General features: G+C 49.3%; 22 protein-coding genes and 1 pseudogene. 10 read left to right on the top strand and 13 right to left on the bottom strand.

What is annotated here, in order from left to right:
• Positions 1 to 29: 29 nt before the first annotated feature.
• The 4 genes from ACSQ8P_RS01905 to ACSQ8P_RS01890 form a co-directional block, all read right to left on the bottom strand.
• On the bottom strand, positions 30 to 1,739 hold the full coding sequence (locus ACSQ8P_RS01905) for a methyl-accepting chemotaxis protein (protein WP_436233651.1): 1,710 nt from the start codon (positions 1,737 to 1,739) through the stop codon (positions 30 to 32).
• Between the two features lie 212 nt (positions 1,740 to 1,951).
• Positions 1,952 to 2,578, bottom strand: coding sequence for a LysE family translocator (locus tag ACSQ8P_RS01900; RefSeq protein WP_436233650.1), 627 nt, complete (start codon positions 2,576 to 2,578; stop codon positions 1,952 to 1,954).
• A gap of 2 nt (positions 2,579 to 2,580) precedes the next feature.
• The gene (gene aguB, locus ACSQ8P_RS01895) at positions 2,581 to 3,456 is read right to left on the bottom strand and encodes an N-carbamoylputrescine amidase (protein WP_436233649.1); all 876 of its coding nucleotides are present in this window, start codon (positions 3,454 to 3,456) and stop codon (positions 2,581 to 2,583) included.
• Between the two features lie 6 nt (positions 3,457 to 3,462).
• Positions 3,463 to 4,470, bottom strand: coding sequence for an agmatine deiminase family protein (locus ACSQ8P_RS01890; RefSeq protein ID WP_436233648.1), 1,008 nt, complete (start codon positions 4,468 to 4,470; stop codon positions 3,463 to 3,465).
• A 289-nt stretch (positions 4,471 to 4,759) separates the two neighbouring features.
• Between ACSQ8P_RS01890 and ACSQ8P_RS01885 the strand changes: the two genes are divergently transcribed.
• Positions 4,760 to 5,395: an FMN-dependent NADH-azoreductase gene (locus tag ACSQ8P_RS01885; RefSeq protein ID WP_436233647.1), complete on the top strand. Its 636-nt coding sequence runs from the start codon at positions 4,760 to 4,762 to the stop codon at positions 5,393 to 5,395.
• A 296-nt stretch (positions 5,396 to 5,691) separates the two neighbouring features.
• On the opposite strand, the gene ACSQ8P_RS01880 is transcribed toward ACSQ8P_RS01885, so the two are convergent.
• Positions 5,692 to 7,929, bottom strand: coding sequence for a hypothetical protein (locus ACSQ8P_RS01880; protein WP_436233646.1), 2,238 nt, complete (start codon positions 7,927 to 7,929; stop codon positions 5,692 to 5,694).
• Positions 7,930 to 7,998: 69 nt separating this feature from the next.
• On the opposite strand from ACSQ8P_RS01880, the gene hmpA reads away from it, so the two are divergent.
• Positions 7,999 to 9,216, top strand: a complete 1,218-nt coding sequence (gene hmpA / locus ACSQ8P_RS01875; protein ID WP_436233645.1) for an NO-inducible flavohemoprotein — start codon at positions 7,999 to 8,001, stop codon at positions 9,214 to 9,216.
• A gap of 459 nt (positions 9,217 to 9,675) precedes the next feature.
• On the opposite strand, the gene ACSQ8P_RS01870 is transcribed toward hmpA, so the two are convergent.
• From ACSQ8P_RS01870 to ACSQ8P_RS01860, 3 genes are all read right to left on the bottom strand, one after another.
• Positions 9,676 to 10,179 carry a Crp/Fnr family transcriptional regulator gene (locus tag ACSQ8P_RS01870; RefSeq protein WP_436239431.1) on the bottom strand — a complete coding sequence of 168 codons (504 nt, stop codon included), beginning with the start codon at positions 10,177 to 10,179 and terminating at the stop codon, positions 9,676 to 9,678.
• Positions 10,180 to 10,261: 82 nt separating this feature from the next.
• On the bottom strand, positions 10,262 to 10,768 hold the full coding sequence (locus ACSQ8P_RS01865) for a hypothetical protein (protein ID WP_436233644.1): 507 nt from the start codon (positions 10,766 to 10,768) through the stop codon (positions 10,262 to 10,264).
• 141 nt (positions 10,769 to 10,909) lie between these two features.
• On the bottom strand, positions 10,910 to 12,085 hold the full coding sequence (locus tag ACSQ8P_RS01860; protein WP_436233643.1) for an ROK family protein: 1,176 nt from the start codon (positions 12,083 to 12,085) through the stop codon (positions 10,910 to 10,912).
• Positions 12,086 to 12,258: 173 nt separating this feature from the next.
• On the opposite strand from ACSQ8P_RS01860, the gene xylA reads away from it, so the two are divergent.
• Entirely contained in the window at positions 12,259 to 13,578 is a 1,320-nt protein-coding gene (gene xylA, locus ACSQ8P_RS01855) for a xylose isomerase (protein WP_236287954.1), read from the top strand.
• Between the two features lie 342 nt (positions 13,579 to 13,920).
• Here the strand turns inward: xylA and ACSQ8P_RS01850 are convergent, their stop codons facing one another.
• The 5 genes and pseudogenes from ACSQ8P_RS01850 to ACSQ8P_RS01830 all read right to left on the bottom strand — a co-directional run bounded on the left by ACSQ8P_RS01850 (position 13,921) and on the right by ACSQ8P_RS01830 (position 16,081).
• Positions 13,921 to 14,514, bottom strand: a complete 594-nt coding sequence (locus ACSQ8P_RS01850) for an S-layer homology domain-containing protein (protein WP_436233642.1) — start codon at positions 14,512 to 14,514, stop codon at positions 13,921 to 13,923.
• A gap of 137 nt (positions 14,515 to 14,651) precedes the next feature.
• Positions 14,652 to 15,299, bottom strand: a complete 648-nt coding sequence (locus ACSQ8P_RS01845; protein WP_436233641.1) for a hypothetical protein — start codon at positions 15,297 to 15,299, stop codon at positions 14,652 to 14,654.
• A 63-nt stretch (positions 15,300 to 15,362) separates the two neighbouring features.
• A complete protein-coding gene (locus tag ACSQ8P_RS01840; protein ID WP_436239430.1) occupies positions 15,363 to 15,593 on the bottom strand; it encodes a YiaA/YiaB family inner membrane protein in 231 nt (76 codons plus the stop codon).
• 42 nt (positions 15,594 to 15,635) lie between these two features.
• Positions 15,636 to 15,836 (bottom strand): annotated as a pseudogene (locus tag ACSQ8P_RS01835) (YiaA/YiaB family inner membrane protein); the annotation flags it as partial.
• Positions 15,836 to 16,081 carry a hypothetical protein gene (locus ACSQ8P_RS01830; RefSeq protein WP_436233640.1) on the bottom strand — a complete coding sequence of 82 codons (246 nt, stop codon included), beginning with the start codon at positions 16,079 to 16,081 and terminating at the stop codon, positions 15,836 to 15,838. The pseudogene ACSQ8P_RS01835 and the gene ACSQ8P_RS01830, both read right to left, overlap by 1 nt.
• A gap of 70 nt (positions 16,082 to 16,151) precedes the next feature.
• On the opposite strand from ACSQ8P_RS01830, the gene ACSQ8P_RS01825 reads away from it, so the two are divergent.
• The 7 genes from ACSQ8P_RS01825 (at position 16,152) to ACSQ8P_RS01795 (ending at position 25,860) form a co-directional block, all read left to right on the top strand.
• Positions 16,152 to 16,733: a TetR/AcrR family transcriptional regulator gene (locus ACSQ8P_RS01825; RefSeq protein WP_436233639.1), complete on the top strand. Its 582-nt coding sequence runs from the start codon at positions 16,152 to 16,154 to the stop codon at positions 16,731 to 16,733.
• 46 nt (positions 16,734 to 16,779) lie between these two features.
• Complete coding sequence (locus ACSQ8P_RS01820) at positions 16,780 to 18,723, top strand: alpha/beta fold hydrolase (RefSeq protein ID WP_436233638.1); 1,944 nt, start codon at positions 16,780 to 16,782, stop codon at positions 18,721 to 18,723.
• Positions 18,724 to 19,030: 307 nt separating this feature from the next.
• Positions 19,031 to 20,320, top strand: coding sequence for a LysM peptidoglycan-binding domain-containing protein (locus ACSQ8P_RS01815; RefSeq protein WP_436233637.1), 1,290 nt, complete (start codon positions 19,031 to 19,033; stop codon positions 20,318 to 20,320).
• A 178-nt stretch (positions 20,321 to 20,498) separates the two neighbouring features.
• Complete coding sequence (locus ACSQ8P_RS01810) at positions 20,499 to 23,093, top strand: Ig-like domain-containing protein (protein ID WP_436233636.1); 2,595 nt, start codon at positions 20,499 to 20,501, stop codon at positions 23,091 to 23,093.
• 167 nt (positions 23,094 to 23,260) lie between these two features.
• Positions 23,261 to 23,665, top strand: a complete 405-nt coding sequence (locus tag ACSQ8P_RS01805; RefSeq protein WP_436233635.1) for a hypothetical protein — start codon at positions 23,261 to 23,263, stop codon at positions 23,663 to 23,665.
• A 146-nt stretch (positions 23,666 to 23,811) separates the two neighbouring features.
• Positions 23,812 to 24,942: a carbohydrate kinase gene (locus ACSQ8P_RS01800; RefSeq protein WP_436233634.1), complete on the top strand. Its 1,131-nt coding sequence runs from the start codon at positions 23,812 to 23,814 to the stop codon at positions 24,940 to 24,942.
• A 3-nt stretch (positions 24,943 to 24,945) separates the two neighbouring features.
• Positions 24,946 to 25,860 carry a pseudouridine-5'-phosphate glycosidase gene (locus tag ACSQ8P_RS01795; protein WP_436233633.1) on the top strand — a complete coding sequence of 305 codons (915 nt, stop codon included), beginning with the start codon at positions 24,946 to 24,948 and terminating at the stop codon, positions 25,858 to 25,860.
• Positions 25,861 to 25,939 lie beyond the last annotated feature (79 nt).

The raw sequence follows: 25,939 nt of genomic DNA, 5'->3' as shown, positions 1-25,939 counted from the left end.
CTTCGCCCCTGAAGGTTCCTACTCCTGTCTTATAGCTTGAACTTACCAACGGCTTGCTGCAGTCTTATTGACATACTGTTCAAGTCGTTCGCGAAAGCAGCGACTTCTTGCAGCGCTGCAAGCTGCTGCTCGGCGCTCCCCGCCACATTCTGAGCAGCGTGGGCGGATTGCTGTGCAATGTTAGCCGATTCGATCACAGAAGCCGTCACCTGTTCGGATCCAGCCGACATCTCTTCAGCCACGGCAGACACATCACGGATCTGATCAGCCACTTGATCAATTGCCTGCAGAATCAATTGAAAGGCCTCACCTGCCTCGTGCACGACGACGATCCCCGTATGAACCTCTCTGGTTCCCTCGTTCATCGCATCGACAGCTAGCTGAGTCCCTTGCTGGATTTGTTCAATCAACTCGATAATCTGATTGGCAGAACTGCCTGATTGTTCGGCTAGCTTCCGTACTTCTCCAGCAACGACCGCAAAGCCGCGACCGTGTTCTCCAGCACGAGCCGCTTCAATAGCTGCATTGAGCGCAAGCAGATTCGTCTGGGTGGCGATATTGGAGATTACACTTACAATGCTGCCAATTTCTATGGATTGCTTGTCGAGCTTCTGCACCATAGAGGCTGTGCGATCAACAGTGGCCCGAATGGATTCCATCTGACGAATGACTTGCTGTAAAGATACGTTTCCATGCCTTGCTTTCTCAGAGGCATCCATTGAAACTTCCGATACGGAAGAAGACGTTTCTGCAATCCGTTGTATGCCTATTGACATCTCCTCCATGGCTCGTGCACTTTCATTGGAAGTTAGGCCCTGAGCTTCAGCCCCTCGCGCTACTGCCTGGATGGAAGTCGCGATTTCGTTCGAAGCCGCCGAGGTTTCTTCTGCGCTTGCCGAAAGCTGCTTAGAGGAAACTGCTACATCATTTGAGCTTGCATTTACCTCCCTAATCAGCTCTTGCAAATTAAGGATCATTCGACCAAAGCTATCGGTTAATTTTCCTATTTCATCCTTACTACGGCTCGTAATCGTGCGTGTTAAATCTCCCCCGGCGATGCTTTGTGCGACATTCATCAACACATTGATAGGTCCAATGATGATTCTGCTAAGCAGCAATGCTATGCCTATGCCAAGTAAAACATCAATAATACACGAAATAACGAGTGTGAAATTGACTGAATGAATTTGCTCCGTTAAGTAATCTGTGGATTCCTTAGATTCTTGATTGAAGCTATTAATATACTGATCTGCCACGGTGTAGATGATTTGTTTGAACTCGTCCGTCTGATCATCTGCCTTTTTATTTTCATCGCGAAGCTGAGCGGCCGTTAATTTACTGTTTTTTTTATTAATGTCCATGACCACATCAAATGATTTGATAAAACCCTCGCTGGCAGTCCGCAAACTTGCAGCCCACTCTTGCTCCTTTGGGCTGTCCGATTTTAGGGCAATGAACTCGATGTACTGTTTGAATTTCACTTCGTTATCCTTGTACTCTTTAGCAGCCTCATCACTTTGATTGATAATGACATCGGCTTGATTACTGTACAGTATACCTACGTAGTTCTTAAGCTCGTAAGCTGCCTTTACCTCCGCGTTGCGTTCAGTTTCCTGATTCATTGCACTTTCGACTTGAGATAGTTTAAAGTAATTGTTCACTGCAGCAATCGTAAATAATAAAATAACTAAGAGCATGCCAGATAATAGTTTCGTTTTTAATGACCAATTTTTAATCATGAAAAGACCCCTTCTTTCTTGTTTTGAATTCTAGCCGCTAAGTTACGTTCATCGTTCTATTCCCTTTGAACTCAAGAAGGTTCTTTTTCTCTTTTTGTAACCATCTAAGAACGCATAAATCGACAATTTTCGACGAGTTACTCTCTATATATCGACAAATGCCAATGAGAAAATAAGGCACTATGTCATATTCCATAACATGGCAAAAAAAGCTACCCCCGAAGGAGTAGCCCCATTTCCGCAAACAAACCAAACATCGATAACATCGTACCAGAGACGCGATTAATCCACAGGAACGCCGCTCCTTTGAGCCGCTCCCGCAACAGTCCAACCAACAAGCTGAGCAGCAACCACCATAGCGCCGAGCCTGCAAAAACGCCGATCACCAAGGCAATCGCAGGCGTAAATCCTGCATCCGCGCTATCACCAAGCCCAAGCCCCGCGAAGGCACCGACAAACGACATGATCGTCATCGGATTCGTAATCGTGAGCAGCAGCGTGGACGCATACGATTTAATCAATGTGTCCCCTGTCGCTTTGGCGGCCTCAGCGGCTGGCTTGGAGCGGAAGGTCTGCACGCCTAAATAGATAAGGAACAATCCACCTACCAGCTGGAGGATCACCTTTTGATTCAAAAGAAAGCTGGTAATCAACGTCAAGCCGAAACCAGCGATAAAGCCATAGATGGCATCCGCCGTAGCAGCGCCAAGTCCAGATAGAAAGCCATGCAAGCGGCCTAACGTCAATGTTCTACGCATGCATAGGATTCCAATGGGGCCGACAGGTGCCGCGATAGAAAAGCCTAATAACAGGCCCTTAAGCAAGGGAATCAGCCACACGTTTAGAACACCTGCTCACCATCGTACGTAGCGATTTTCTTGTATAGATCTGGACGACGATCTCGGAAAATTCCCCATTCGATACGCTGGATTTCCAGCTGATCCAGGTCAAACTCGGCAACGAGAACCGTTTCCTCATCACGGCCAGCTTCCTCCACCAGATTGCCCTGCGGGCCTGCAATGAAAGACGAACCATAGAAGTTGATGCTGGAATCCTCATCTTCTTCCTTACCGATCCGATTCGATGCGATAACCGGCATCAAGTTGCACGCCGCGTGGCCTCGCATGCACATCTGCCAGTGATCCTTCGAATCAATGGAACCATCCTGCGGCTCCGAGCCGATGGCCGTTGGATAGAACAACAGCTCCGCCCCCATCAGCGCCATCACGCGGGCAGCTTCCGGGTACCACTGATCCCAACAAACACCTACGCCGATTTTGGCGTAGCGTGTTTTCCACACTTTGAACCCCGTATCTCCCGGGTTAAAATAAAACTTCTCCTCATACCCCGGACCGTCAGGGATGTGGCTTTTGCGGTACGTGCCAAGCACAGAACCGTCGGCATCAATCACGGCAAGCGAGTTGTAGCGTGCATAGTTCTTTTTCTCGTAGAAGCTGATTGGCAGAACAACTTGCAGTTCTTTGGCGATCTCACGGAAGTGATTGATCGCTTTGTTCGTCTCTAGTTCTGTTGCGAAGCGGTAGTAATCGGATTTTTCTTTTTGGCAGAAATACGGCGTTTCGAACAGCTCTTGGATCAAAATAATTTGCGCACCCTTAGCCGCGGCTTCGCGAACCAATTTCTCTGCTTTGGCGATGTTTTCTTCTATGTTATCGGAACAGCTCATTTGTGTAGCTGCTACAGTCACTTTTCTCACGTTGAATCACCCTTTCTTACTGGCTGGCATTTGCTGCGTCGTGCAGTGAACATTGCCGCCTTCTTTTATGATGGACATGCCGTTAATTGTACGGATTCGACGTTCTGGGAACGTCGCTTGAAGCACCTCGATCGCCTTACGATCCGTCTCCTCGGCTGTCCCGCCAAACACCGGCAAAATAATGCCGCCGTTCACGAAATAAAAGTTCAAATAGCTAAGCGTCAAGCGCTGCTCTTCAAAGAACGTAAGCGGTGGCTGCTCGATCTGAATGATCTCGAAAGAGCGCCCTTTCGCATCTGTCGCGCTGCGGAGAATTTCCAAATTCTCCTGCGTAATCGCATAGTTGGCATCCGAAGGATCGCCACAAACTTGCAGAATGATTTTGCCTGGAGCTGCGAAGCAAGCAATATTATCCACGTGACCATCCGTCTCGTCGCCGTCCAGACCTTTGTTCAACCAGATAATTTTTTCCACGTTCACGAAATTGCGGACATGCTCCTCAATCTCCTCACGGCTCAGTTCCGGGTTACGATTCGTGTTCAACAGACATTCCTCTGTAGTCAAAAGCGTACCTTCCCCATCCACGTGGATGGAACCGCCCTCCATGACGAGCGGAGCGTCAAAACGTTTCACACCATGATGCTCCGCAATTTGCGGGGCTACGTTATCATCCAGATCCCAAGGCGCGTACTTGCCGCCCCATGCGTTGAACTTCCAGTTGACTGCTGCGATTTCTTGCTGCTCGTTCAACACGAAAGTCGGACCATTGTCGCGGAACCAAGCGTCATTATGCGGGATCTCAAGGAAATCCACGTTGGACTCTGTGAACATCGCTTTCACTTGGTCTGCATCAGAAGGGTTCACAATCACGGTAACAGGCTCAAATTCGGCAATCGCTTTTGCCAAATCTGCATACCCTTGGGACACAACCGCGTGATCCTCTGGGTAAACCATCGACGCTTGAACTGGCCAAGAAATAAAAGTCCGCTCGTGCTCTGTCCATTCTGCTGGCATGCTATAGTTTACATCTTTAGGTTTCGTCATCATCCGTCATCTCACTTTATCTAAATTTAGTTAATAGTCTCGTAGAAAATTCAAATAAAAAACATCGTCTCCCATCATAACTCAAAAGTAGCTAAGGCTCAATGTAAATAGGTAGTTCTGTGACCAAATCTTTCTCGACACGTGCATCAATTTCACGCATGTTACGGTTTAACCATTACCTACCAGCATATTTCAAGTGCTTTTAATGAACATTAGAAGAGGATTTCCTAGATCACGTACCCGAAAGGATGGATCACATTTGGCAACTGTTCTGTATATTACCGCCCACCCTCATGATCATCAAACCTCTTACAGTATGGCTGTTGGTAAAGCTTTCATCGATGCTTATCGAGAAGCGAATCCCAGTGATGAAGTGATTCCTATTGACTTGTATCGTGTCCAAGTACCGCATATTGATGCGGATGTTTTCAGCGGATGGGGCAAGCTGCGCAGCGGTCAGGAATTCTCTTCCTTAACTAACGATGAGAGTTCCAAAGTAGGAAGAATTAATGAACTTACCGAGCAATTTATAGCTGCGGACAAATACGTATTCGTCACACCGATGTGGAATTTCTCATTTCCTCCTGTGATGAAAGCTTATCTGGATGCACTTTGTGTGGCTGGCAAAACTTTTAAATACACTGCGGAAGGTCCTGTCGGATTACTCTCTGGCAAAAAGGCACTGCACATCCAAGCGCGCGGCGGCGTGTATTCGGAAGGGCCTGCGGCTGGTATGGAATCAGGTCATCGGTATATTGCAATTATCATGGCGTTTTTCGGGATTATGGAAACACAGGGACTATTCGTAGAGGGACATAATCAATTCCCTGATAAAGCGCAGCAGATTAAAGAGGACGCGATTGCGCGTGCGAAGGATTTGGCGCATACGTTTTAATAAGGAGCTGTCCCCCAAGATAATGGGGGGCAGTTTTTTCTTTTTGGATTAGCCGCTTAGCTCGGTAGAGCAGATGATATTAATTAGCAGGAGTGAGCTGTTTAACGGACACAGAAGACCCTAATTGGTTCAAAAGTGCCCCCTAGCATGGCTAACGGACATGAGAGACGCTATATACTTTATTTGCACATGCTAGTCACACAAAATGATCAAATAACGTCGCTGGCGTCCGTTACGTTGAAAAAGGCATCTTTTTTGTGGAATAAGGGCGCTAGTGTCCGTTAGACAGATCATCTTTACACTTCGAATTCGGATCTAGCTGGCTTAACACTAGTATCCCCTTTTCCTACGAGATAGGGATAAGTTAAGTATAACCCGCCGACATACAGCATCACGGCTATGTAAACAGGCAGTAAATGAACAAAATCCGTGTATCCAATATGATAATGAACCACTAATCCTGCTGCGAATCCAGGTAGCCCACCCCAGAGGAACGTCCACCATAACCAGCCCTCACCTTGATTAACACCCCACAGCGCCGAAGCGGTTATCGCTACTGCTAATGAAAACAGCGCACCACCAAAGCCCGCACGATCATGTGCGATAAGCGGGATAATAGCCTCACTCCAAGCTGACAACTGTGAAGAAGTTAGTTCCAAATAGACCAAATCACTTGGGACGAATACATCCGTGATGCCGACGAAGGATATCGTAAGTCCCCCGATTCCCAAACCAAAGCCAAGTATCACGAAGCAGCACTGCCCCCACTGCGCCCTTAACCAAACTCGATCATTTCGTAGACCTGGCGGCTTACGAGACGGACGATCCTTCAAACCACGCATCGTCAGCAGCAGCATAGGCAGCAAAACAACTGCTACAGCCGCATGAAGAGGATCAAAATAACCGTATCCCAAATAAAGAAAGAAACTGCTAAAGCCGACAACACAAGAGGATATAGCTGCTGTTCGCGCCCAATGCAGCCCGTAACGCAATCCGTGATGAGCTAGCTGATAATAGAAGATGCCCAGGGAAATCATCGTGCCCGCTAAAGTAATGCGATCATGAGACATGAAATGCAATAGATGTGTATTGAAACGGATAATTTCACTGCGTGATTTGCCCAAAAAGTCTTCATCATAAGGCAAAAGTACCGTCGTTGCTGCAATAAACCATGCGAGCACACCGCCGATTACCATCCCTAATCCCAGCAGGCTCATCCAACCCCAATTCGCCCAGAAGGCAGGGGAAGCTGGGGAGGATAGACTTGGCGGGAACGATAGGGATGCTGGAATGGATGTGTTAGATGGGACCACTCCCCGCTGTGGTGTGGACGATGAGTGGGAATGGACTGTGACAGCGACTATAGAATCGGAATCGTGCTCGTTAGCGGAAGCACCCACTTCGTTCCGCAAATTCTCAGTGCCCGCCGAGGTCGCAGGAGCTGTGATGCGATCATACAGGATCGCTTCATTGATCCGCTTCGGCAGCCCCGGCCCCGCGTAGACGAGCCCGCTGTGCAGCATGACGCTATTCGCTCCTGCTGCCAGCAGCGCGAGCGCGTCCTCCGGCTGATGCACGCCGCCGGCCGCGACAATCGCGCTGCGCTCGCCCAGCGACTCGCGCAGCAAACGGACCTTGCTCAGCTGCGCGCTGAGCAACGCAGCACCGCCGCCGACGCGCTCGCGACGGGTGCACGGCTCCCGCTGCGCGTCGCCGAGGACGACACCGCTGAAGCTGCGCGCGGTGTCCGCAAGCTCTTGCAGCTCCCCCTCTGGGAGCTGCTGCGGCACAACCAACAGCACCGGCTTGCCCGGGGCTGCCGCTTGTACAACCTGGCGCACCTCCGCGAGGTACGCCAAAGCCTCCTCTGTTGGCCAGCCTTCGGCGAGGCCATCGAGGGTGAACCCCGCCGCGTACGGAGCCAACTTAAGCAGCAGCTCCCGCTGCTCCTCTAGCGCTTCGCGCGGCGAACTTCCCGGCATCGGCCGCAGCCGCACGAAGTGCGGCAGACGATGCCCCGTGCCCTTGCGCAGGCGCGCGGCGATCGCGTCCGCGCCGTCGTTCTCATAGCCATCGGGGTAAACGATGGCTTCCACTTCCGCCATGCGAGTAATCGATGCATGGCTCTGTACAGCTCGGACCGTCACGGGGCCGAGCTCGATGAAACCGAGCCCGAACTGGGCGAGGGCCTTGTGTGCGGTGCCGTGCGGGTCAAGCCCGCCGCTGAGGCCGACGGGGCAGGCAATCGGCACGCCTGCTAGCTCGCTCGCAAGATGCGGCGACATTTCCATGTGGCCCATCGTGCGAATCACAAAGGTACCGCCAGGTATGCGGCTTAGCCCGCCTATCGCATGCAGCGTGAGATCCCTAGCCCTCCGTCCGCTAAGGCGAAACAGCAACGGTTTAAATAACGTATGATACGACCAATCGGGCATAGGCCGCCTCCCTCTTTTGGATGTTATATCCAGTATATCGTGTATCTCTTTCGTTGCCCATAGACACACTTTGTTGCTATTCTCTGTGATTCTAATCACAGAGGTGCCCTACTCTTGTTCGTTATACTAAAGGCATAAAGTCATTCTATTGGAAATGAGATGATCCTCATGCTAAGCGAACAAACCATCCGAATCATTAAATCCACTGTGCCTGTACTAGAAGTTCATGGTGTAGCGATAACCAAACGTTTCTACGACAGGCTGTTCACGGCTCATCCAGAGCTGTTGAATCTTTTCAATCACGCCAATCAAAAGCAAGGCAGACAGCAAACGGCTCTCGCAAATGCCGTCTATGCAGCAGCTGTGCATATCGATCGATTGGAAGCCATTCTACCTGCAGTCAAACAAATCGCGCATAAACATCGCAGTCTTGGCGTCAAACCCGAGCAGTATCCCATCGTCGGGGAGCATTTGCTAGGCGCGATTAAAGAAGTCCTAGGCGATGCCGCAACGGACGACATTCTGGGGGCTTGGGCTGAGGCTTATGGAGTCATCGCCAGTGCATTCATCGGTATTGAGTCCGACATGTATGCGAATTCTGCCTTGCAGCCTGGGGGATGGTCTGATTTCAGACCTTTCGTCATCGCCCGCAAAGAAAGAGAAAGCGACGTCATCACATCCTTTTACTTGACCCCGCAGGATCAAGGGCCTATTGCTGGATTTGAAGCTGGACAATATGTCAGTATTCGCGTTCAAATTCCAGGCGATGATTACACACATATTCGTCAATACAGCCTCTCCAATGCATCTGGTCAGCCGTTCTATCGAATTTCGGTTAAACGCGAAGACACGAACCCGGCTGTCCCTGCAGGCAAGGTTTCCGTCTATTTGCACAACCAGGTTCAAGAGGGGGATGTCGTCTGGCTTTCCGCGCCAGCAGGCGACTTTACACTAGATTCAGCGGATACACGACCTATTACGCTTCTCAGCGGCGGTGTCGGACTTACCCCAATGGTAAGCATGCTGCATTCACTTGTAACTACGCAGCCAGATCGTAAGGTTACTTTTATCCATGCGGCTCAAAATGGGGGGCATCATGCGCTCCGTACTGAAGTCGAACAGCTTGCTAAGGAACACCCTCAAGTCACTATTGCTTGGTGTTATGCTCAGCCAACAGCTGTCGATACCCGTGAGCAGGCTTACCACAAAGAGGGCTTTCTCGATCTGCCTTGGATTCAAAGCCTTGTGCCGACTGCGGATGGCTGCTTTTACTTCTGTGGACCGTTGCCGTTCATGAAAACTGTCAATCAATCGCTCATCGCGTGGGGCGTTGCGGAAGCGGACCGTCATTACGAATTCTTCGGTCCTGCAGGTGCGCTTTCCTAAGAACGAAAAAGGCCCATTGGCTTATGTTCTCTGACACCTAATTTAAAAACGGCTCTGTTCGCATGATGCGACAGGGCCGTTTTGTTTGAATACATCTAGGTAGAGCGGGGATCTCATCGCAGGATAACTGGAATTTGTCCATCTAATTGAGCTCATTTTGTGCGAAGAAGGTGATTAACTGGATTTTATACAGGTAATTTAGCTACTTTTCCCAAACTGGTGTGAAATCACTGAAAATAACTACATATATTCCAGCTATTCCTCTTTTAGCGCTAGATTACACTAATATAACAGCACAAAATCCATCTAATTTGTTGGAGGGTGAGCGGTTCATTTGTCGGTAGGTGTGAGGTCTATTTTCCGGAAGGTGTGCAATCCATTTGTTGGAGGGTGTGCGATCCGCTAGTTTGACCGAAGATTAGCCCCTAGCACTCATTCTCTGTTATCTCCGATGTGTAATTACTTTCTCCCTGTTTCTCGTAGCAGCCGATTCACGGTTTCGCGGCGAAGCCCAATGAACTGGCCAATTTCTTCTTGGGTAAGCACATCTGTCAACTTCAAAGTGCCGATATACTGCCCAAACCATGCCTCCATTTTCAACAATTTAGCCGCTGGAGCAACTGCTGTTAGCTGATCAATACGCTGCTGCATCATGCGCAGCTTGCCTTGTAATTGACGCGCGATCGTGCGAAAGTGGTCGGGGTTGCGTTCCAATTCCCCATACCAGTGCTCGGCAGGCAGCACTTCAACGTCACTTGTCACCAGCGCAATCGCTGTTGCATAGTAGGCACTTGGACTAATCAGCGAGTGATGCGGAATCGTCTCACCCGGTACAATGATATTTACGAGCGTCGTATTTCCGTCCTCATGCGATCGGACGATTTTCAACAGACCTGAATGCAGCCTGAATAGAGAGCCCGACTCTCCTTGGCGGAATAGAATTTCTCCCTTATGCAGTTTCATCTTCGTATCTCCTTTAATGAGCAAAAAAGCGACAGCACCTTGGGCTGATCGCTTTTTCATTTGCACACTCATGACGGCGTGCTTATAGCTCTTTCTTCAATGGCTCAAGTGGCGTCCGAATCAACAGACGCGCCTGTGTTAATTTCCCCGTTAAGCTAACGTACCAATTCAACTGCTCGACCTTGCCAATGAACCAAATCGATATCAGTAATCCTGTAAGCGATACGAGAACAGCAATCGGCAATGCCCACATGGAGACCGGATGTGCGAAATAAGGGATGAACGATACCGCCAGAATTGGCGCCGCATTCCATTTGAAAAATTGAATTAAGGTGATCGTCACGAGGGCTGTCAGGAAGAAAGAAACGGCTCCCGTGCTAATGGTATAAAAAAGACTGCCCATCGTTACCGCAATAATGGCTCCGAGAATAATGCGGCGTATTTCTCTAATGTTGTCTACGCGATGCATGAATAGAAAACTGAATGCGCCCAACGTTGGGTAAAAGACCATCTTCAGCGATGGAAAGTGATAGGATGCCCAATAAGCTCCCATCAAATAACAGCAAATCATAAGTGAACGAAGAAACATCGTTGGTTCCCGTCCTTTTCTTTAGTAAGATGGCATGAGGCCGATCCAAAACAGACCTCTCCCATTTTACAAAAAAAACAGAGAATCAGTCAATAACTTTACATGCCATGTTATGTCATTTTTTCCTTATTTTTCGCTTAATTAGCTCCGATCCACCGACACGGTTGTCGAAGCAAAAAACTTCGCCACAGCAAAAGACGCCGCCCCAAGCACAGTCGACCGATCCCCAAGCTCCGAAAACTCCACCTTCAACTGCTTGCGCGGATGCGGCAAAGATCGCTTCTCTAGCAGCTCCAAAAGCGGCTTCATCAGCCACTTTTCACCGCCAGCCAAGCGTCCACCGAGAATAATAAATTCCGGATTATACCCGTTAATGATGTTCACCACACCGACCCCAAGGTAGTAGCCCAGCCGCTCAAAAAGCGAAATGACCCTCGTGTCGCCGCTTTCGGCTTTTCTAAGCATGATTTCCAGGTCGACTTCATGCCCTAGCTCTCGCCCTGCTTGCTCCAATAATGCATGCTCCGATGCGTATAGCTCCCAGCAGCCCAAGCTGCCGCAGCGACACTTCGGACCATCATGCTGAATTGAGATGTGCCCGATCTCGCCGGAGAAACCCGTCGCCCCGCGATATAGCTCGTTTTTAATAATAATGCCCGCACCGATCCCCATACCAATGGATACATAAATGAGATTCGCAGTGTCTTTGCCAGCGCCGAATTGCTTCTCGCCCACTGCTCCAGCATTCGCTTCATTATCAATGACAACAGGGAGTCCGAATTCAGCTTCTAACTGGCTCTGCAGCGGCACATTCTCCCAGCCTAGATTCGGGGCAAACAACAAATTCCCTTCCTCATCTACGATGCCTGGCACGCCAAGGCCGATGCCAATCACACCATAAACGCTTTCTGGCGCCGTTTCAATCAACTCACGGATCGTCGTTTTGAGTAAGTGCGTAACCTGCTCTACAGATTCATTGTGATGCTGGATGCGGTTTTCGCGAATCACTTTACCCGTCAAATCGGTGAGAACAGCCAACATATCATGCACACCAAGATCAACGCCAATCGCATATCCCGCCATGCTATTAAATAGCAGCATCATAGGCTTGCGCCCACCGCTCGATTCCCCGGCGCCGATCTCCTCAACTAGAGAGCTCTCGATGAGCTCATTCACGAGACTAGATACCGTCGCTTTCGTCAGCCCTGTGATTTCAGCGATTTTAGCGCGTGAGATCGGCGAATCCGTTCGGATGTGATGCAAGACGATCGTTTTATTTATCTTTTTCACGAGGTTTAAGTCGCCTGTTTGTTTCATAATTATCCTCCATACCGTTCCCAATGCTACGAGTCATCGCTATGGAAATGATTCTAACATAGAAGACTTTTTCGCGCACTAACTAAGTTTGTTTAATGAATTTACAAACTTTCGGAATGATGCTATGATGACTTCATAAGCACTTATCATTCATTTATATGGAGGCTGAATTCATGAGCTACTTTGACAACATTCAACCAGTTAATTACGAGGGCCCGACATCCACGAACCCACTTTCCTTTAAATTTTACAATCCAGATCAAGTTATTCTAGGCAAAACAATGCGTGAGCATATGCGTTTCGCCGTTGCTTACTGGCATTCTTTCTCTGCGAATGGTTCCGACCCATTCGGTGCGGGTACTAACATCCGTGCTTGGGACAAATACGACGGCTTAGAGCTGGCGAAAGCTCGCGTTGACGCTTGCTTCGAGCTTCTAAACATTCTAGGTGTCGACTACTTCGCATTCCATGATCGTGATATCGCGCCAGAAGGCAACACCTTGCAAGAAACTAATGCTAACCTCGATGAAATCGTTGGTTTAATCAAAGATAAAATGGCTTCCACAGGCAAAAAACTGCTTTGGAATACAGCGAACATGTTCACTAACCCGCGCTTCGTTCACGGAGCTGCTACTTCCAACAATGCAGAAGTTTTTGCTTATGCAGCAGCACAAGTGAAGAAAGCTCTGGACCACGCGAAAGAGCTTGGCTCTGAAAACTACGTGTTCTGGGGTGGGCGTGAAGGTTACGAAACGCTTTTGAACACGGATCTTGGTCTTGAGCTCGACAACCTTGCTCGTTTCCTTCATATGGCTGTAGCTTATGCCAAAGAAATCGGCTACACAGGTCAATTCTTGATCGAGCCTAAACCGAAAGAGCCTTCCAAGCACCAATACGATTTCGATGCAGCTACAACACTTTCATTCTTACAAAAATACGACCTGCTTCCTTACTTCAAATTAAACCTTGAAGCTAACCATGCTACGCTTGCTGGTCACACGTTCGAGCACGAACTTCGTGTAGCTCGCGTTAACGGCATTCTTGGTTCCATCGATGCTAACCAAGGCGACTTGCTGCTAGGTTGGGATACAGATGAGTTCCCAACTGACCTATACTCGACAACGATGGCGATGTACGAAATCCTCTTGAACGAAGGCGGCATCGGCCGTGGCGGCGTGAACTTCGACGCGAAAGTTCGCCGTACTTCCTTCGAGCCAATCGACGTTGTTTATGCACACATCGCAGGTATGGACGCATTCGCTCGCGGCTTGCAAGTTGCAGCTAAATTGATCGAAGATAAAGTATTCGACAACATCCTTGACACGCGCTATGGTTCCTTCAAGTCCGGCATCGGCGCAGACATCGTGTCTGGCAAAGCAGACTTCAAGTCCCTTGAAGCTTATGCGCTTGAGAACAACGCTCCGATTGTGAACCAATCTGGTCGTTTGGAATTGATCAAGGCAACTGTGAATCAATATTTGCTTAACGCATAATTTGTTTAACACCAAAAATCCCGCTTCAGCCATTAGGCTGGGGCGGGATTTTTTTTGGATTTGAGTCACTGAAACGTATGAGCCACCTTGCTCCCCCGATGAAATAACTGGATTTTTTGCAGCTAATTTCATGGTAAATGCTCATTTCATTGGAATAAATGGATAAAATGCAGCTAATTTAGTCGCATCAGCCCGAAATCAGCGTATACGGTAATTTTAACTGTATATTTTCCATCTATTCGTCTAAATTAACTGATCTGGAGAAAATTAGCTGTAGTTTTTACAGTTAAGCACCTCGTCGTGCGGGATTTTTCGATTCATCGCTTCCTACTTCGAACGCGCCTATTTCAATGCATCGCGGATCGCAGCTTCGATCTGATCCATCGGATCGCTGCCCGGTGCCTTATAAAGCCCACTAGCCACAGCGGCTTCAGCACTCACGGCCTTGTCGTCCTCGACCAGCTTCTGCAGCAGCGTGCGCGTGCTGCCCTTAAGCTTGGTCTGGATCGCGCGATACGCCACCGCGACCATCTCGTCGCGGCGGAACGCTGTGCCTTGCGCGATCAGCTGCGCTTCACTCGCGCTGAGCAGCTCGCTTGTCGCCGCAAGCTCGCTGGCCGTCTGCGGCTCTGCCTCTGCATAGCCGAGCGCGCGCAGCGTCAGCGCCAAGAACTGCTCGCCGGTGACGCTCGCATCCGGCGCAAAGTGCACGTCGCTGACACCGTGCACCAACGCTTTACTAAACGCGAAGCCAACGGACTTCGCGGCCCAGTGCGCAGCTGGCACATCTGTGAACGGTGAGCTCAGCTCTTGCGCATTCGCGGCGGTTTCCCAGCCGAACAGACGCAGCAGCATCGTGGCGCCTTGCGCCCGTGTTAGCGTCTGGTCTAGCTCGTAGCCGCGATCCGTGCCTTGAAACAGCTGCAGCTTGTTCAAGCTGTCGGCTTCAGCCGTGTGCTTTGCCCCATCGTCCGCAGCCCAAGCTCCTGTGACAAGCAACGTGGATAAGAGCGCAGTTCCAGCCGCTGTCATAGCTAGCTTTTTGACAATAGATACCTTGCCTAAGAATCCCCTCATCGCTGCACCGCCTGATTCGCGCCTTTATGACGAAGCGTGGTGAGGTCGATGACATAGGAAGTTTCCGTTAGCTTTTGGAAAAAAGGATCCGTTGAACCTTTCAAATCCCATTTGAAACTAATCGCAAAATTCATCGGGTTCCCGTAATCATCCCAGTTGCGCGTCAGTCTAATCGCTTTCCAGCCATCGGAGTAATCCTTTACGACGCTTTTTTCGGCTAGCTTTTTACCGGTCACGAACTCGGTTTCCTGCCCTCTTACTTGGTTATTCAAGTTGTAAATAGAACCGCCACCATTCGATAAACCACGTGCAATATTCACGCCATCCGTAACGCTAATGAACTCCTCTGTGAAGGAGTAGCCCGTCGGCATCGTCAACTTAACCACACCATACAACACTTGCAATGGCTTAGCCGAGTCACTGTAAACCGCATCGTAGACTGACTTAGATACCGTAGATTTCCCTACCATTGCTTGCGGATAAGCGGTAAATTCGGCCGCATACTGCACCTGAATATCCTGCATCTCATACGTGATACTGCCAGGCTTGGTGACAACTTGCTCAGCCCCCCACACGGGAACTGTAAACCCAAGACAGCCTATTAGCATCAACGCAGAGATTACTTTACTTATTTTCCTAATCATACCAAATCCCTCCCCATTCATAGATTACTAGAACGAGAGGGGGGTTGGCAATATTTGTTAAGACTACTCTTCCATTTTCATTTCGTTTGCATGGGAAGTTGTGTGTACATGCTGCACAGAGATCAACGAATCGTCATCATTGTTATCACGAACTGTTTTTTGCAGAACAAAGGAGGACATCGTCAGGAACAAAGCTGTTACAGCGTAGTACCCTTTAACAGAAAGAATCTGGTCCAAATTAATAATCCCGATGAACATGCCCAGTAGTGCTAATGCGAAGGAGATCCACGCCAAGAAGGTAAAAGCGGATGTATTCCGTTTACGGGATTCGTACCCATCCTCCAAATTATCTCGAATGACCTTCTGCAGCACGAACGCCGACATGGTGAGAAACAGTGCACACACCGCGAAATACCCCTTCACGCTAAGCGATTCTTCAAGTGTATATATCCCAATAAACATTGCTACGAAAGCTCCGATAAAGGATGCCCACGCCATAAAAGTAAACGCCGTTGTGTTCCGTTTCCGCTGATTCATCATCTAAAAATCCCCCTATCGTTGCCAAGCAACGTTATGAATGACTTGCTCTCTTGATACTCAGTATATGGTACTGCGCCTTTTCCAAATAGTACTATTTTCCAATAGTACCTACTCCTAAGACTAAGCCTAAACTCCTCTTTCTCCCACACACCTCTAACAACACCTGTTTCACCAGCTGTAAGCATGAAAACCATCACTACAGCACCACCAACACCTCCGCATCCCCTATTCCACCTGTTCATCCTCCCCCATCCCGCCTAAATGACATGGAACAATTTGACACTCACGTTTTAGTACTGTATAGTACTATTTATGACAAAGACAAAAAGAATAACCAATCGTGATGTTGTACTTCTGACAGCTAGGAATCTCTTTCTGACTCAAGGCTATCTGGCGACGAGTATGGATGAAATCGTGATCACCAGCAAGGTGTCTAAGACGAATATTTACTATTATTTCAAAAGCAAAGAAGAGCTCTTGGCCGCGATTCTCGATCAGCTTATTGGGGCCTACACACGGCAGATGCAAGAGATCGCAGCTCGTTCAGACTTACCTGTACAGGAGCGTTTCGATCTGTTCCTTCAAAGCATGGCAGGCCCAGAAACTAGTTTCTTAGCTGGGTGCCCCTTCCTCACGCTGTATACCCAAATGCCGCAGGAGGCAGACGAACTTAGACGGAAAGTGGGGTTGTTTTTTCAGGATCAAATGCGCCTAGTGGAAGATCTGCTTCTCGAAGGCGTGCGCAAAGGAGAGTTCTCTCCTACTCTTTCTACAAAAGCTGTCGCAGGGCTTATCGTTTCGACACTCGAAGGCGCTCTATTTCTACAGCATGCGAATCAAGATCCAGCTTTGTTGGGTCAAACACTTACTACTTTAGCCCAATTGCTAAAGTAATTTTTTTACTCATCTTTAGTACTGTTTGGTACTAAAAAAACACAAGATGGAGGTTATTCATTTGGCTCATATTTTTATGACTGGTGGTACAGGATTTATCGGAACGCACACGTTAGAGCAGCTTTCCCAAGAGAATCACACGGTGTCTGTGCTCGTGCGGTCAAGTTTGCGTTGGGAGCAAATTTGTAAAGAACTAGGTTGGTCATACAGTGCTGCCCCCATGACAAGTCGCATTCGCCCTGTCATTGGTGATTTGGGCACGCCTGGCCTTGGCTTGAGCCACGCTGACAGGGAAAAGGTTATGACCGCAAATGTCATTATTCATGCAGGTGGACCGATGGATATTCGGATCAGCGAAGCGAAGGCACGCGTGGTTTTCCTGCAGGCTGCAGAGGAAATGCTTCGATTGGCTGCGGACATTCAGCTGCGCGGAGGATTAAAGCATTTTATCCACGTGGTTGGGTTCAAAAGCCCTTGGACGGACGAAAATATGCACAATCCCGCTCCCGTCATCGCACAATTGGAACAAGGTCCGCCGTATGAGCTGATGAAATGCCTCGCGGATTTGCGCATTCGGGAAGGCGCTCAGGAACTTGGATTCCCTCTGTCCATCGTTCATCCCAGCGTGGTCATCGGCAGCTCGCAGCATGGAGAAACGCCCCAAACCGGCGGTCTCGGCATTCTTGTCCGAGCTACGGCGCGCGGCTTGATGTCTATCGTACCTGGCGGTTCTACACATTGGTTGCCGCTGGTCCATGTCGATCATGTCGCCTCCTTCGTCAACTTATTAACCAAAGAAGCTGCACCACCGTCTACGCAAACTTACTATTTGTTGGACGATCCCAAGGTAAGTCTTTCCATGCAGGAGCTAGTTGCCATGATCGCCAAAGAGCTGCGTGTCAGTAAGCCTCATGGATCCATCTCGCCAAAGTGGCTCAGTAAGCTTTTAGGTACTTCTTTAGGACAAAAGTTAGGTATCCCCAAGGAATCCCTAGAATTTATCGTAAAAAAGAACACCCCTTTTCCGGTTGCACCGAAAGAAAGCTTGCTGCACAAACATAAGCTCCCGAATAAGGTTCAGGGTGAGATACTGCCTTTTACGATTGCGGATCTTGATTTTCAGCTCGTGCATGGCCATATGCCTGCGGAAGGGTTTGTGAGAGGGAAGCGAGGGCCTTTGGCTAGTCTGGAGCGAAGCGGAACTGGGCGTCGTACATCGACAGAGGGTTTGGTAAGGAGCGACGCTGAACTACGGCTGGAACGAAAGCCTTTGGAGCCGCAAAAAAACACCCTCCTCTTCGTGCACGGCACGCTTAGCGGAGCAGATTGCCTGCTCCCTCTCGCAGCGCAGTTCCCAGAGCACGACGTCTGCCTAGTCGATCTGCCAGGCTTCGGGCGCTCGCCCTACCATCACGCAAGCGATGTGATGGAGGGCCACATCGCGGCGCTCGTCGAGGCGATCCGCGCCTTCGACAGCCCGGTCACGCTCGTGGGCCACTCTCTGGGCGGCTTGCTGGCCGCCCACGCCTACGCCCGCGTGCCGGAGCGGATCCACAGGCTGCATTTGCTGCAGCCTGCCCTGCAACCAGCCGCACGCATGTACCGCAGCGCGCGCCTCAACCATCTTGCGCTGCGCCGGCTGCGCGAGAAAGACCTGCGGAAGCAGCTGCTGGCGCAGCGCTGCTTCGTAGACATAAGTGACATACCGACTTCGTATGTCACTTATGTCCTGCAAGAGCTGCAGTCGCCGCGTGTGCGGAAGTCGACTGCCGAGACCCTCTCTGCGCTGACCCGCGCAGAGGCGTTTCCCCCGCAGCAACAGGCGGAGCTGCTGCGGGAGGCTTCGATCCTGTGGGGCACACAGGATCGCGCATTGGCTTTGGCGGAGGAGCTTCGCTCCGCCCGCGTGATCGAGATCGCGGCAGCGCACCATTTCCCAATCTCGCATCCAGAGCTGACAGCCCAGCTGCTTCGGCAGCAAGGGCTGTAACCAAGCTCGCCTCTTTGACCCTACGTGGGTCCGCAGAGGCGAGCTCTTTATCTTTTTCCCCAAGACATTCACCTAACGCCCACTGGCGGAATAACATATGAGAAAACCTTTGACGAGGTCATTCCAGGGATGAACGACCACGGTTAAGAGGTTAGTTTTATCGAAAAGCAGGCTCGGATACAGTCATTTCCGACTCCCCATCTCCTGAGCCTCCCACTTTGGGTGTCTTAGTTGCGCTTTTAGCCAGTTTCAGCCACTGAGACTTCCATGTAGGCGGCTCGGTTATTTTTTTAAGGAGGCATAACCTATGCAAATTCACGTTGTCCAAAAGGGGCAAACGTTGTATCGTATTTCGCAAACCTACGGCGTGTCGGTCGAAGAGGTGGCAGAAGCGAATGAGTTAACTCCCTCGCAATCGTTAGTCATCGGACAGGCATTAGTCATTCCGATTGTTGGCTCCTACTATTGGGTACAGCCTGGCGAGGGTCTTTACCGGATCGCACAAAAGCTTGGCATTGACCTAGACGAACTCGCTTCTGTCAACGGACTCACGTTATATCAAACATTGCCTAGCGGTTTCCGATTATATATCCCCCCTACCCCGCGCAAACAAGCCGAAGTAAATGCCTATATTGAGCCTAGAGGCTCTGATGTGTCACCTGTTCTCGTTCAAGCCGCTCGCGAAGCATCACCTCATTTGACCTACTTAGCTCCCTTCAGCTTCCGCATTAACCGCGATGGAACCTTGGTTCAGCCGCCACTTGACCATTTGCGAGACATCGCGAAGCAGCATGGAGTCACCCTGATGATGGTGGTCACCAACCTTGAGAATGATCAATTCAGCGCAGAACTTGGGCATGTTATCCTAACCGACGAGGCTGTTCAAAATCGTTTGCTCGATACCATCGAAACAACAGCGGAGAGGCTTGGGTTTAAAGATATTCATTTTGACATTGAACATCTTCTCCCGACAGATCGCGAGGCGTATAACAAATTCCTGCGCAAAGCCGTAGATCGCTTCCATCGGAAAGGCTATCTCGTATCCACCGCGCTCGCACCTAAAACAAGTGCAACACAAGCTGGTGCTTGGTACGAAGCTCACGATTATAAAGCCCATGGTCAAATTGTCGATTTTGTCATCATCATGACCTATGAGTGGGGCTACAGCGGCGGACCGCCAATGGCCGTTTCTCCTATAGGACCCGTTCGCAAAGTGTTGGAGTATGCCCGCAGTGAAATGCCCTCTTCGAAAATCATGATGGGTCAAAATTTGTACGGCTACGACTGGACGCTACCCTTTGTGCAAGGAGGCGCTTACGCCAAAGCGATTTCACCACAGGCTGCAATCGATCTAGCCCGTAAATATAACGCGCAAATTTTATACGATTACACCGCGCAAGCTCCGCATTTTAACTATTGGGATGACGCGGGTAAGGAACATACGGTTTGGTTTGAGGATGCTCGCTCTATTCAAGCTAAGTTCCGTTTGATCCAAGAGCTCGGTCTTCGCGGCATCAGCTATTGGAAGCTAGGACTTAAGTTCCCGCAGAACTGGCTGCTGCTTGAAGATAACTTCAAAATTGTGAAACGCGGTTAAACCTTGAACCCCGCAGGCGCGTGAAACCGGGGTTTTCTTTTTTTCGACATATTCAGCAAACTTTCAGCAAGTAATACCATGATTTCCCTTCATTTTCCGCTATGAAATGCCGATGAAAATAAATATCTATTTTCATCAAGCAAATTCTAGCAACAGCTTTAATGGAGGGAAATGAAGCATGAAGAGGTTTTCTCAAAGTAAATGGTTGTCCCTAGTCGTGATTTTCATTTTAGCAAGTCAGGCTATTTTCACAGGAAGTGCTTTGGCAGCAGATGAGATTTCTAAGCTCGTTTTGAACAAAAATGAACTCAGCTTACAAGTCGGTAATACAGCAAATTTATCGGCTACAGCTATATTTGTCAGCGGTTCGACGGAAAATGCTACTGTCAAAACAGACTGGAATTCGGGTTCAACGGACGTAGCTTCCGTATATGCAGGTGTCGTTACTGCGAAAAAAGAAGGAAAAGCGGTTATTACGGCTACTTACTTGGGTAAAACGGAGATCGTTACGGTAACCGTAAGTAAGAAAGTGAAATCGTTAACGACGGATAAGCAAGCCCTTGATCTTCGTCTCAATGGGACAGATCAAGTCACAATTACTGCTTACTATGAAGATGGCACCTCAGAGAATGTGACGAGTAAAGCTGATTACACCGTCGATGCAAGCTCAATCGCAACGGTAACCAATGGATTAGTCAAAGGACAAAATCCCGGCAGCGCCACGATTACAGTTACGTATATGAATCAAACCCTTGCCTTGGACGTCGATGTCGAAGTTGTACGTCGATTAGATGCAGAGAAATCAAATGTTTCCTTACTTCTGAATGGTACAGCGAAACTTAAGTTGATGGCGACTTATCCGGATGGCTCCGTAGATGACGTATCGAGTAAAGCGGTATGGACAACGGATAAATCAGCTGTAGCGGATGCGATCAAAGGAACGATTACGGGTTATAGCGTTGGTAAAGCAACACTAACAGCTACCTACGGCACGAAATCAACAACGATAACGGTTGATGTAGACAGCACAGTGAAGCTTGAATTGGATAAACAAAGCATTTTGCTCAAGAAATATGGGACTGGCTCGTTAAAGCTTACAGCTACCTATGCGAACGGAACCACGACAGATATTTCGGATCGTGCAGAATGGACGTCAAGCAATGAAGATATCGTGAACGTAACGAATGGCCAACTGCTCGGCAATGCGATCGGTGAAGCAACCGTTACTGCGAAGTATGGAGAGAAAGTAGTTACGGCTAAGGTTGACGTTGAGGTTCCACGACGTCTAGTTGTGGACTCTGAATTGGTAACATTGAAAACAGGCGACACTGCGCAGCTCGTGCTGCGTGCTACCTATGCCGATGGCACAACGGCAATCATAACGGATAGCGCTGCCTGGAGCGTTGACGATGAGGATATTGCTTTTGTTACCAAAGGAAATATCACAACTTATAAAGCCGGAATTGCCAAAGTAACAGCAACTTATGGCGGCAAAACAACAACGACACAAGTCGAAGTTGATGTGCCTACACTCATTAAAGCTTCACAGAAGATCGTCAACATGCAGATTGGCGATTCGGCTAACGTCGAGTTGACTGCTTATTTTAAAGACGGTCGCGAAGTTGAAGTGACGGACAAAGCTACCTGGAAAACTAGCTCCGAAGCGATTGCAGAGGTACGCGGCGGGACCATTACAGGCACGGCTACAGGCGCTGCATCAATTACTGCAGAATACGGGACACGGAAAGCAGTCGTTCAAGTTTCGGTAGGCGTGCTGAAGAGTCTAACGATTAGTGAAGAGGAACTGGTCCTGAAGAAGGGCGCATCCGTTACACTAACAGCCGAAGCTTTGTACACCGACGACAAGGAGAAAGATGTCACCGCAGATGTTATCTGGACTAGCAGTAATATCAAAGCAGTCACCGTCGATAAAGGTGTTGTGAAAGCTATCGGATCTGGTGTATCGACTTTGACGGCTCAACTGGATACAACAACGGTCACAATCCCCGTGCAGGTGGATATGGCAAGTGAATTAACAGCGAATGTCGCTAGCCTCATTTTTGATCTGAACGAAACAAGAATCATTGCCCTTACAGCCACTGATGCGAATGAAGCATCGCGTACGGTAACAACGGAAGCCGAGTGGAAAACAAGCAATAGCTCTATTGTTACGGTGTCCAAAGGTCTCGTGACGCCAGTTGCCCGCGGCAAAGCGACGATCACAGCGACTTTTGGCGGTAAAAGTATTTCCATTCCGGTTGAAATCGGCGTGATTGATGGACTAACCGCTGATAAAGCGTTCTTCGTTACCAAAAGCGGTGTTCAAACTCAACTGAAATTAACCGCAACTTTGTCCGACGGGACAACGAAGGATGTAACAGAAAGCGCGATTTGGAAAGTGAGCTCCTACAAACTCGGTACCATCGATAAAGGACTTTTCACAGCGACAGCTTCAGGGAAAACCAATATCACTGGCTTCTTTGGAGGTAAAACCGTATCGATTCCTGTCGAAATTGATTCTTTGAAATATTTGAAGACCAATGTCGTTAAACTAACGCTTAAAGAAGGCGAAACAGCGAAAGTGGAAGCCTTGGCTACGTATACAGACGGATCCGAAGAAGATGTAACCAAGCCCGCACTCTGGACAACTTCCAACATCATGAACGCAGATGTCAAAGATGGCATTATCAAAGCAACTGGCAAAGGGACTGCCCGTATTACCGTTACTTTTGCCAACATGAAAACGACCGTTCAAGTGACAGTCACAAAGTAAATGGTTGTACAGAACCGTTGTCTCCTAGTTATCTAGGGGCGACGGTTTTTTCTTTGTATAGCGTCAAACGACAAGCCTCCTCCATGCATAACTTCTCATTCGCAGGGGAATATATGCTTACCTACACTGAATGACTCCTATCTACTAAATACCTGGAGGTATGGATAATGGTTACCCGCTCTTTCAAATTAGCTTCGATTTCTTTCCTTACTTTTTCGCTTCTACTCGGTGCACATCAATATCGGCTGCATGCCAACGATCACAGCTCGAATGTGTCACAGACCGAAAATCTGCAACATTTAAAAAGTGGCTCTGCCACGATGTATCAAACCAATCCTTTTGGTATGCCAGGGGCAGACACTCGTTTACTCCCAACTGTGAACTTGAATGGCTATGCTGCTGCTTATGGGATTACACCGCCAACGGCGCTTAACGTCACAACCCTACAAGCTCAGTCCGTCACTACTGCGCCAAAAAATAAAACAAAGCCGTGGTACAGCTACCTCGGTTTATTGGGCTTACTCGGTTTGCTTGGACTAGGGTCGCGCTCCAACTCTACGCATTCGGAATAGCTTTTGTTTGGGCCACTAGAGAAGCCTAGTTCCTAATTGGGGAACGGGCTTTTTGGCACGCTCACATGGACACTTGTTTATTAAATAGACTTTTGTTTTGAGGTGCGTTAAAATAAGGAGAGAAAGACGAAGGAGGGGAGTTTTGCATGGATCGTGAACAGCAAATCCTAGCGCTTATCCGTCAAAATCCATTCATTTCCCAGCATGAAATGGCAGGTATCATCGGGATCTCCCGGTCCGCTGTTGCTGGTTATATTGCCTCTTTGACCAAGAAGGGAACGATTCGCGGCAGAGCCTATGTCACTTCGGATGAAGACATGATTGTCTGCATCGGCGGAGCCAATCTCGACAGTAAAGCCACTGGCAAACAAGCGATCCGCTTAGCTTCCTCTAACCCTGTAACCGTAACCGAGTCTTGTGGCGGCGTTGCACGCAACATCGCTGAAGCTTTAGCCGGATTAGATCGGCAAACGGCGCTCCTAACTGTGGTTGGCGACGACAAAACGGGCCAGTGGGTACTGGAGGAAACGAGGCGACGAGGTGTTGACGTCAGCCAAGCCATCGTATTGAATGGTGAGAATACGGGATCATATACCGCACTCCTAGATACTTCGGGTGAGATGTTTCTCGCTTTTGCCAATATGGACATCTACGATAAATTTTCACCAGCGATGCTTCGGGATAAATGGTCCCATGTTGCCGCTGCCAAGCTCGTGATTGCAGATACGAATCTACCTAGTGACACCTTGGAGGAGCTGATCCGTCGATGTCAGGAGGAGAATATCCCCCTCTTCATTGATCCTGTTTCCTCGGAGAAATCGAAGAAGCTTCCGACTGATCTGTCTGGTGTAACGGCTATTTTCCCCAATTTAGAAGAGGCCATACAACTAACTCACACACCACTATCCAAGAACCAGGACGTCATTGATATGTTCTATGTAGAGCCAGACCATTCGAAAATTGCTGGGGCCATTCGCGAGCGGGGTGTGAAGCATGTTTACATTACACTCGGAAGCCGAGGAGTTCACTATGCGGGCGAAGAAGGCGAACATTTCTTTCCTCCGTTTCCCACTCAGGTGGTCGAGGTTACAGGCGCAGGGGATGCTTTCGTAGCAGGTATTGTCTATGGCGTTACCCATCAACAATCATATCTGAAATCCTGTGAATTCGGTCTTGCTGCTGCGCACATTACGCTTCAAACCAGTCAATCCACGTCCAGCGAGCTGAACGAGGAACGCTTGCATCTTACGATAAACACGATGACTAAAGGAGATTAAACCATGTTATCTAACTCATATTTAACTTTTACCGATGAAGTGAAGGAAGCTCTCGCGAACAATAAACCGATCGTGGCGTTGGAAACAACGATTATTTCCCACGGTATGCCCTACCCGCAAAATATTGAAATGGCGAAAAAAGTGGAACAAATTATTCGCGATAACGGCGCTGTTCCGGCAACGATCGGCATCATGGATGGCAAAATCAAGATCGGCTTAAACGAACAGGAGCTCGAAGCTTTTGCAACGAATGGCCATGTGGAAAAAGTAAGCCGCCGCGACTTCCCGTACATCCTCTCCTCTGGAAAAATCGGTGCAACCACGGTATCTGCGACGATGATCGGTGCTGCCCTCGCTGGCATCGAAGTGTTCGCTACCGGTGGCATTGGCGGTGTCCACCGCGAGGGAGAAACCTCCATGGACATCTCCGCTGATTTGACGGAGCTGGCGGCAACCAACGTCGCTGTCGTCTGCGCCGGCGTGAAATCGATCCTCGACATTGGACGTACGCTCGAGTACTTGGAAACCCACGGCGTGCCCGTGGTTGGTTACCAAACGAGCGAGTTCCCGTCCTTCTACGCCCGCGAAAGCGGCTATGGCGTAGACTTCCGCCTCGATGAGGCGGCTGACGTGGCCGCTATGCTCCGCACGAAGTGGGAGCTGTCCTTACGCGGCGGCGCCGTCATCGCCAACCCGGTCCCAGCGGAATCCGCTATGGACCATGTCGAGATCGAGGCCGTCATCCAGCAGGCGCTGAATGAGGCCAAAGAGCAGAACGTGACCGGGAAGAAGGTCACGCCTTTCTTGCTAGCGCGGATCAAGCAGCTGACGGAAGGGCGCAGCCTGGAGACGAACATCGCGCTCGTTTATCACAACGCGCAGACCGCCGCAAGGATTGCGGTTGCGCTGAAGAACTAGAATAGACTCGCTCCCCGCATAGGGGGGCGAGTTTTTTTATGACCATAACGATGATTGGCTTTATTTGGCTACCGATTCC

The sequence above is a fragment of the Paenibacillus sp. LjRoot153 genome (assembly GCF_964253085.1).
GTDB lineage: Bacteria > Bacillota > Bacilli > Paenibacillales > NBRC-103111 > Paenibacillus_E.
This window is presented reverse-complemented; position numbering and strand designations above follow the sequence as displayed.

Coding starts and splice junctions, on each gene's coding strand:
- ACSQ8P_RS01795 (WP_436233633.1), top strand. CDS start 24,946: ATGTTATCTAACTCATATTTAACTTTTACCGATGAAGTGAAGGAAGCT.
- ACSQ8P_RS01815 (WP_436233637.1), top strand. CDS start 19,031: ATGCAAATTCACGTTGTCCAAAAGGGGCAAACGTTGTATCGTATTTCG.
- hmpA (WP_436233645.1), top strand. CDS start 7,999: ATGCTAAGCGAACAAACCATCCGAATCATTAAATCCACTGTGCCTGTA.
- ACSQ8P_RS01825 (WP_436233639.1), top strand. CDS start 16,152: ATGACAAAGACAAAAAGAATAACCAATCGTGATGTTGTACTTCTGACA.
- ACSQ8P_RS01810 (WP_436233636.1), top strand. CDS start 20,499: ATGAAGAGGTTTTCTCAAAGTAAATGGTTGTCCCTAGTCGTGATTTTC.
- ACSQ8P_RS01805 (WP_436233635.1), top strand. CDS start 23,261: ATGGTTACCCGCTCTTTCAAATTAGCTTCGATTTCTTTCCTTACTTTT.
- ACSQ8P_RS01800 (WP_436233634.1), top strand. CDS start 23,812: ATGGATCGTGAACAGCAAATCCTAGCGCTTATCCGTCAAAATCCATTC.
- ACSQ8P_RS01830 (WP_436233640.1), bottom strand. CDS start 16,081: ATGAACAGGTGGAATAGGGGATGCGGAGGTGTTGGTGGTGCTGTAGTG.
- xylA (WP_236287954.1), top strand. CDS start 12,259: ATGAGCTACTTTGACAACATTCAACCAGTTAATTACGAGGGCCCGACA.
- ACSQ8P_RS01890 (WP_436233648.1), bottom strand. CDS start 4,470: ATGCCAGCAGAATGGACAGAGCACGAGCGGACTTTTATTTCTTGGCCA.
- ACSQ8P_RS01860 (WP_436233643.1), bottom strand. CDS start 12,085: ATGAAACAAACAGGCGACTTAAACCTCGTGAAAAAGATAAATAAAACG.
- ACSQ8P_RS01905 (WP_436233651.1), bottom strand. CDS start 1,739: ATGATTAAAAATTGGTCATTAAAAACGAAACTATTATCTGGCATGCTC.
- ACSQ8P_RS01870 (WP_436239431.1), bottom strand. CDS start 10,179: ATGAAACTGCATAAGGGAGAAATTCTATTCCGCCAAGGAGAGTCGGGC.
- ACSQ8P_RS01845 (WP_436233641.1), bottom strand. CDS start 15,299: ATGATTAGGAAAATAAGTAAAGTAATCTCTGCGTTGATGCTAATAGGC.
- ACSQ8P_RS01865 (WP_436233644.1), bottom strand. CDS start 10,768: ATGTTTCTTCGTTCACTTATGATTTGCTGTTATTTGATGGGAGCTTAT.
- ACSQ8P_RS01820 (WP_436233638.1), top strand. CDS start 16,780: ATGGAGGTTATTCATTTGGCTCATATTTTTATGACTGGTGGTACAGGA.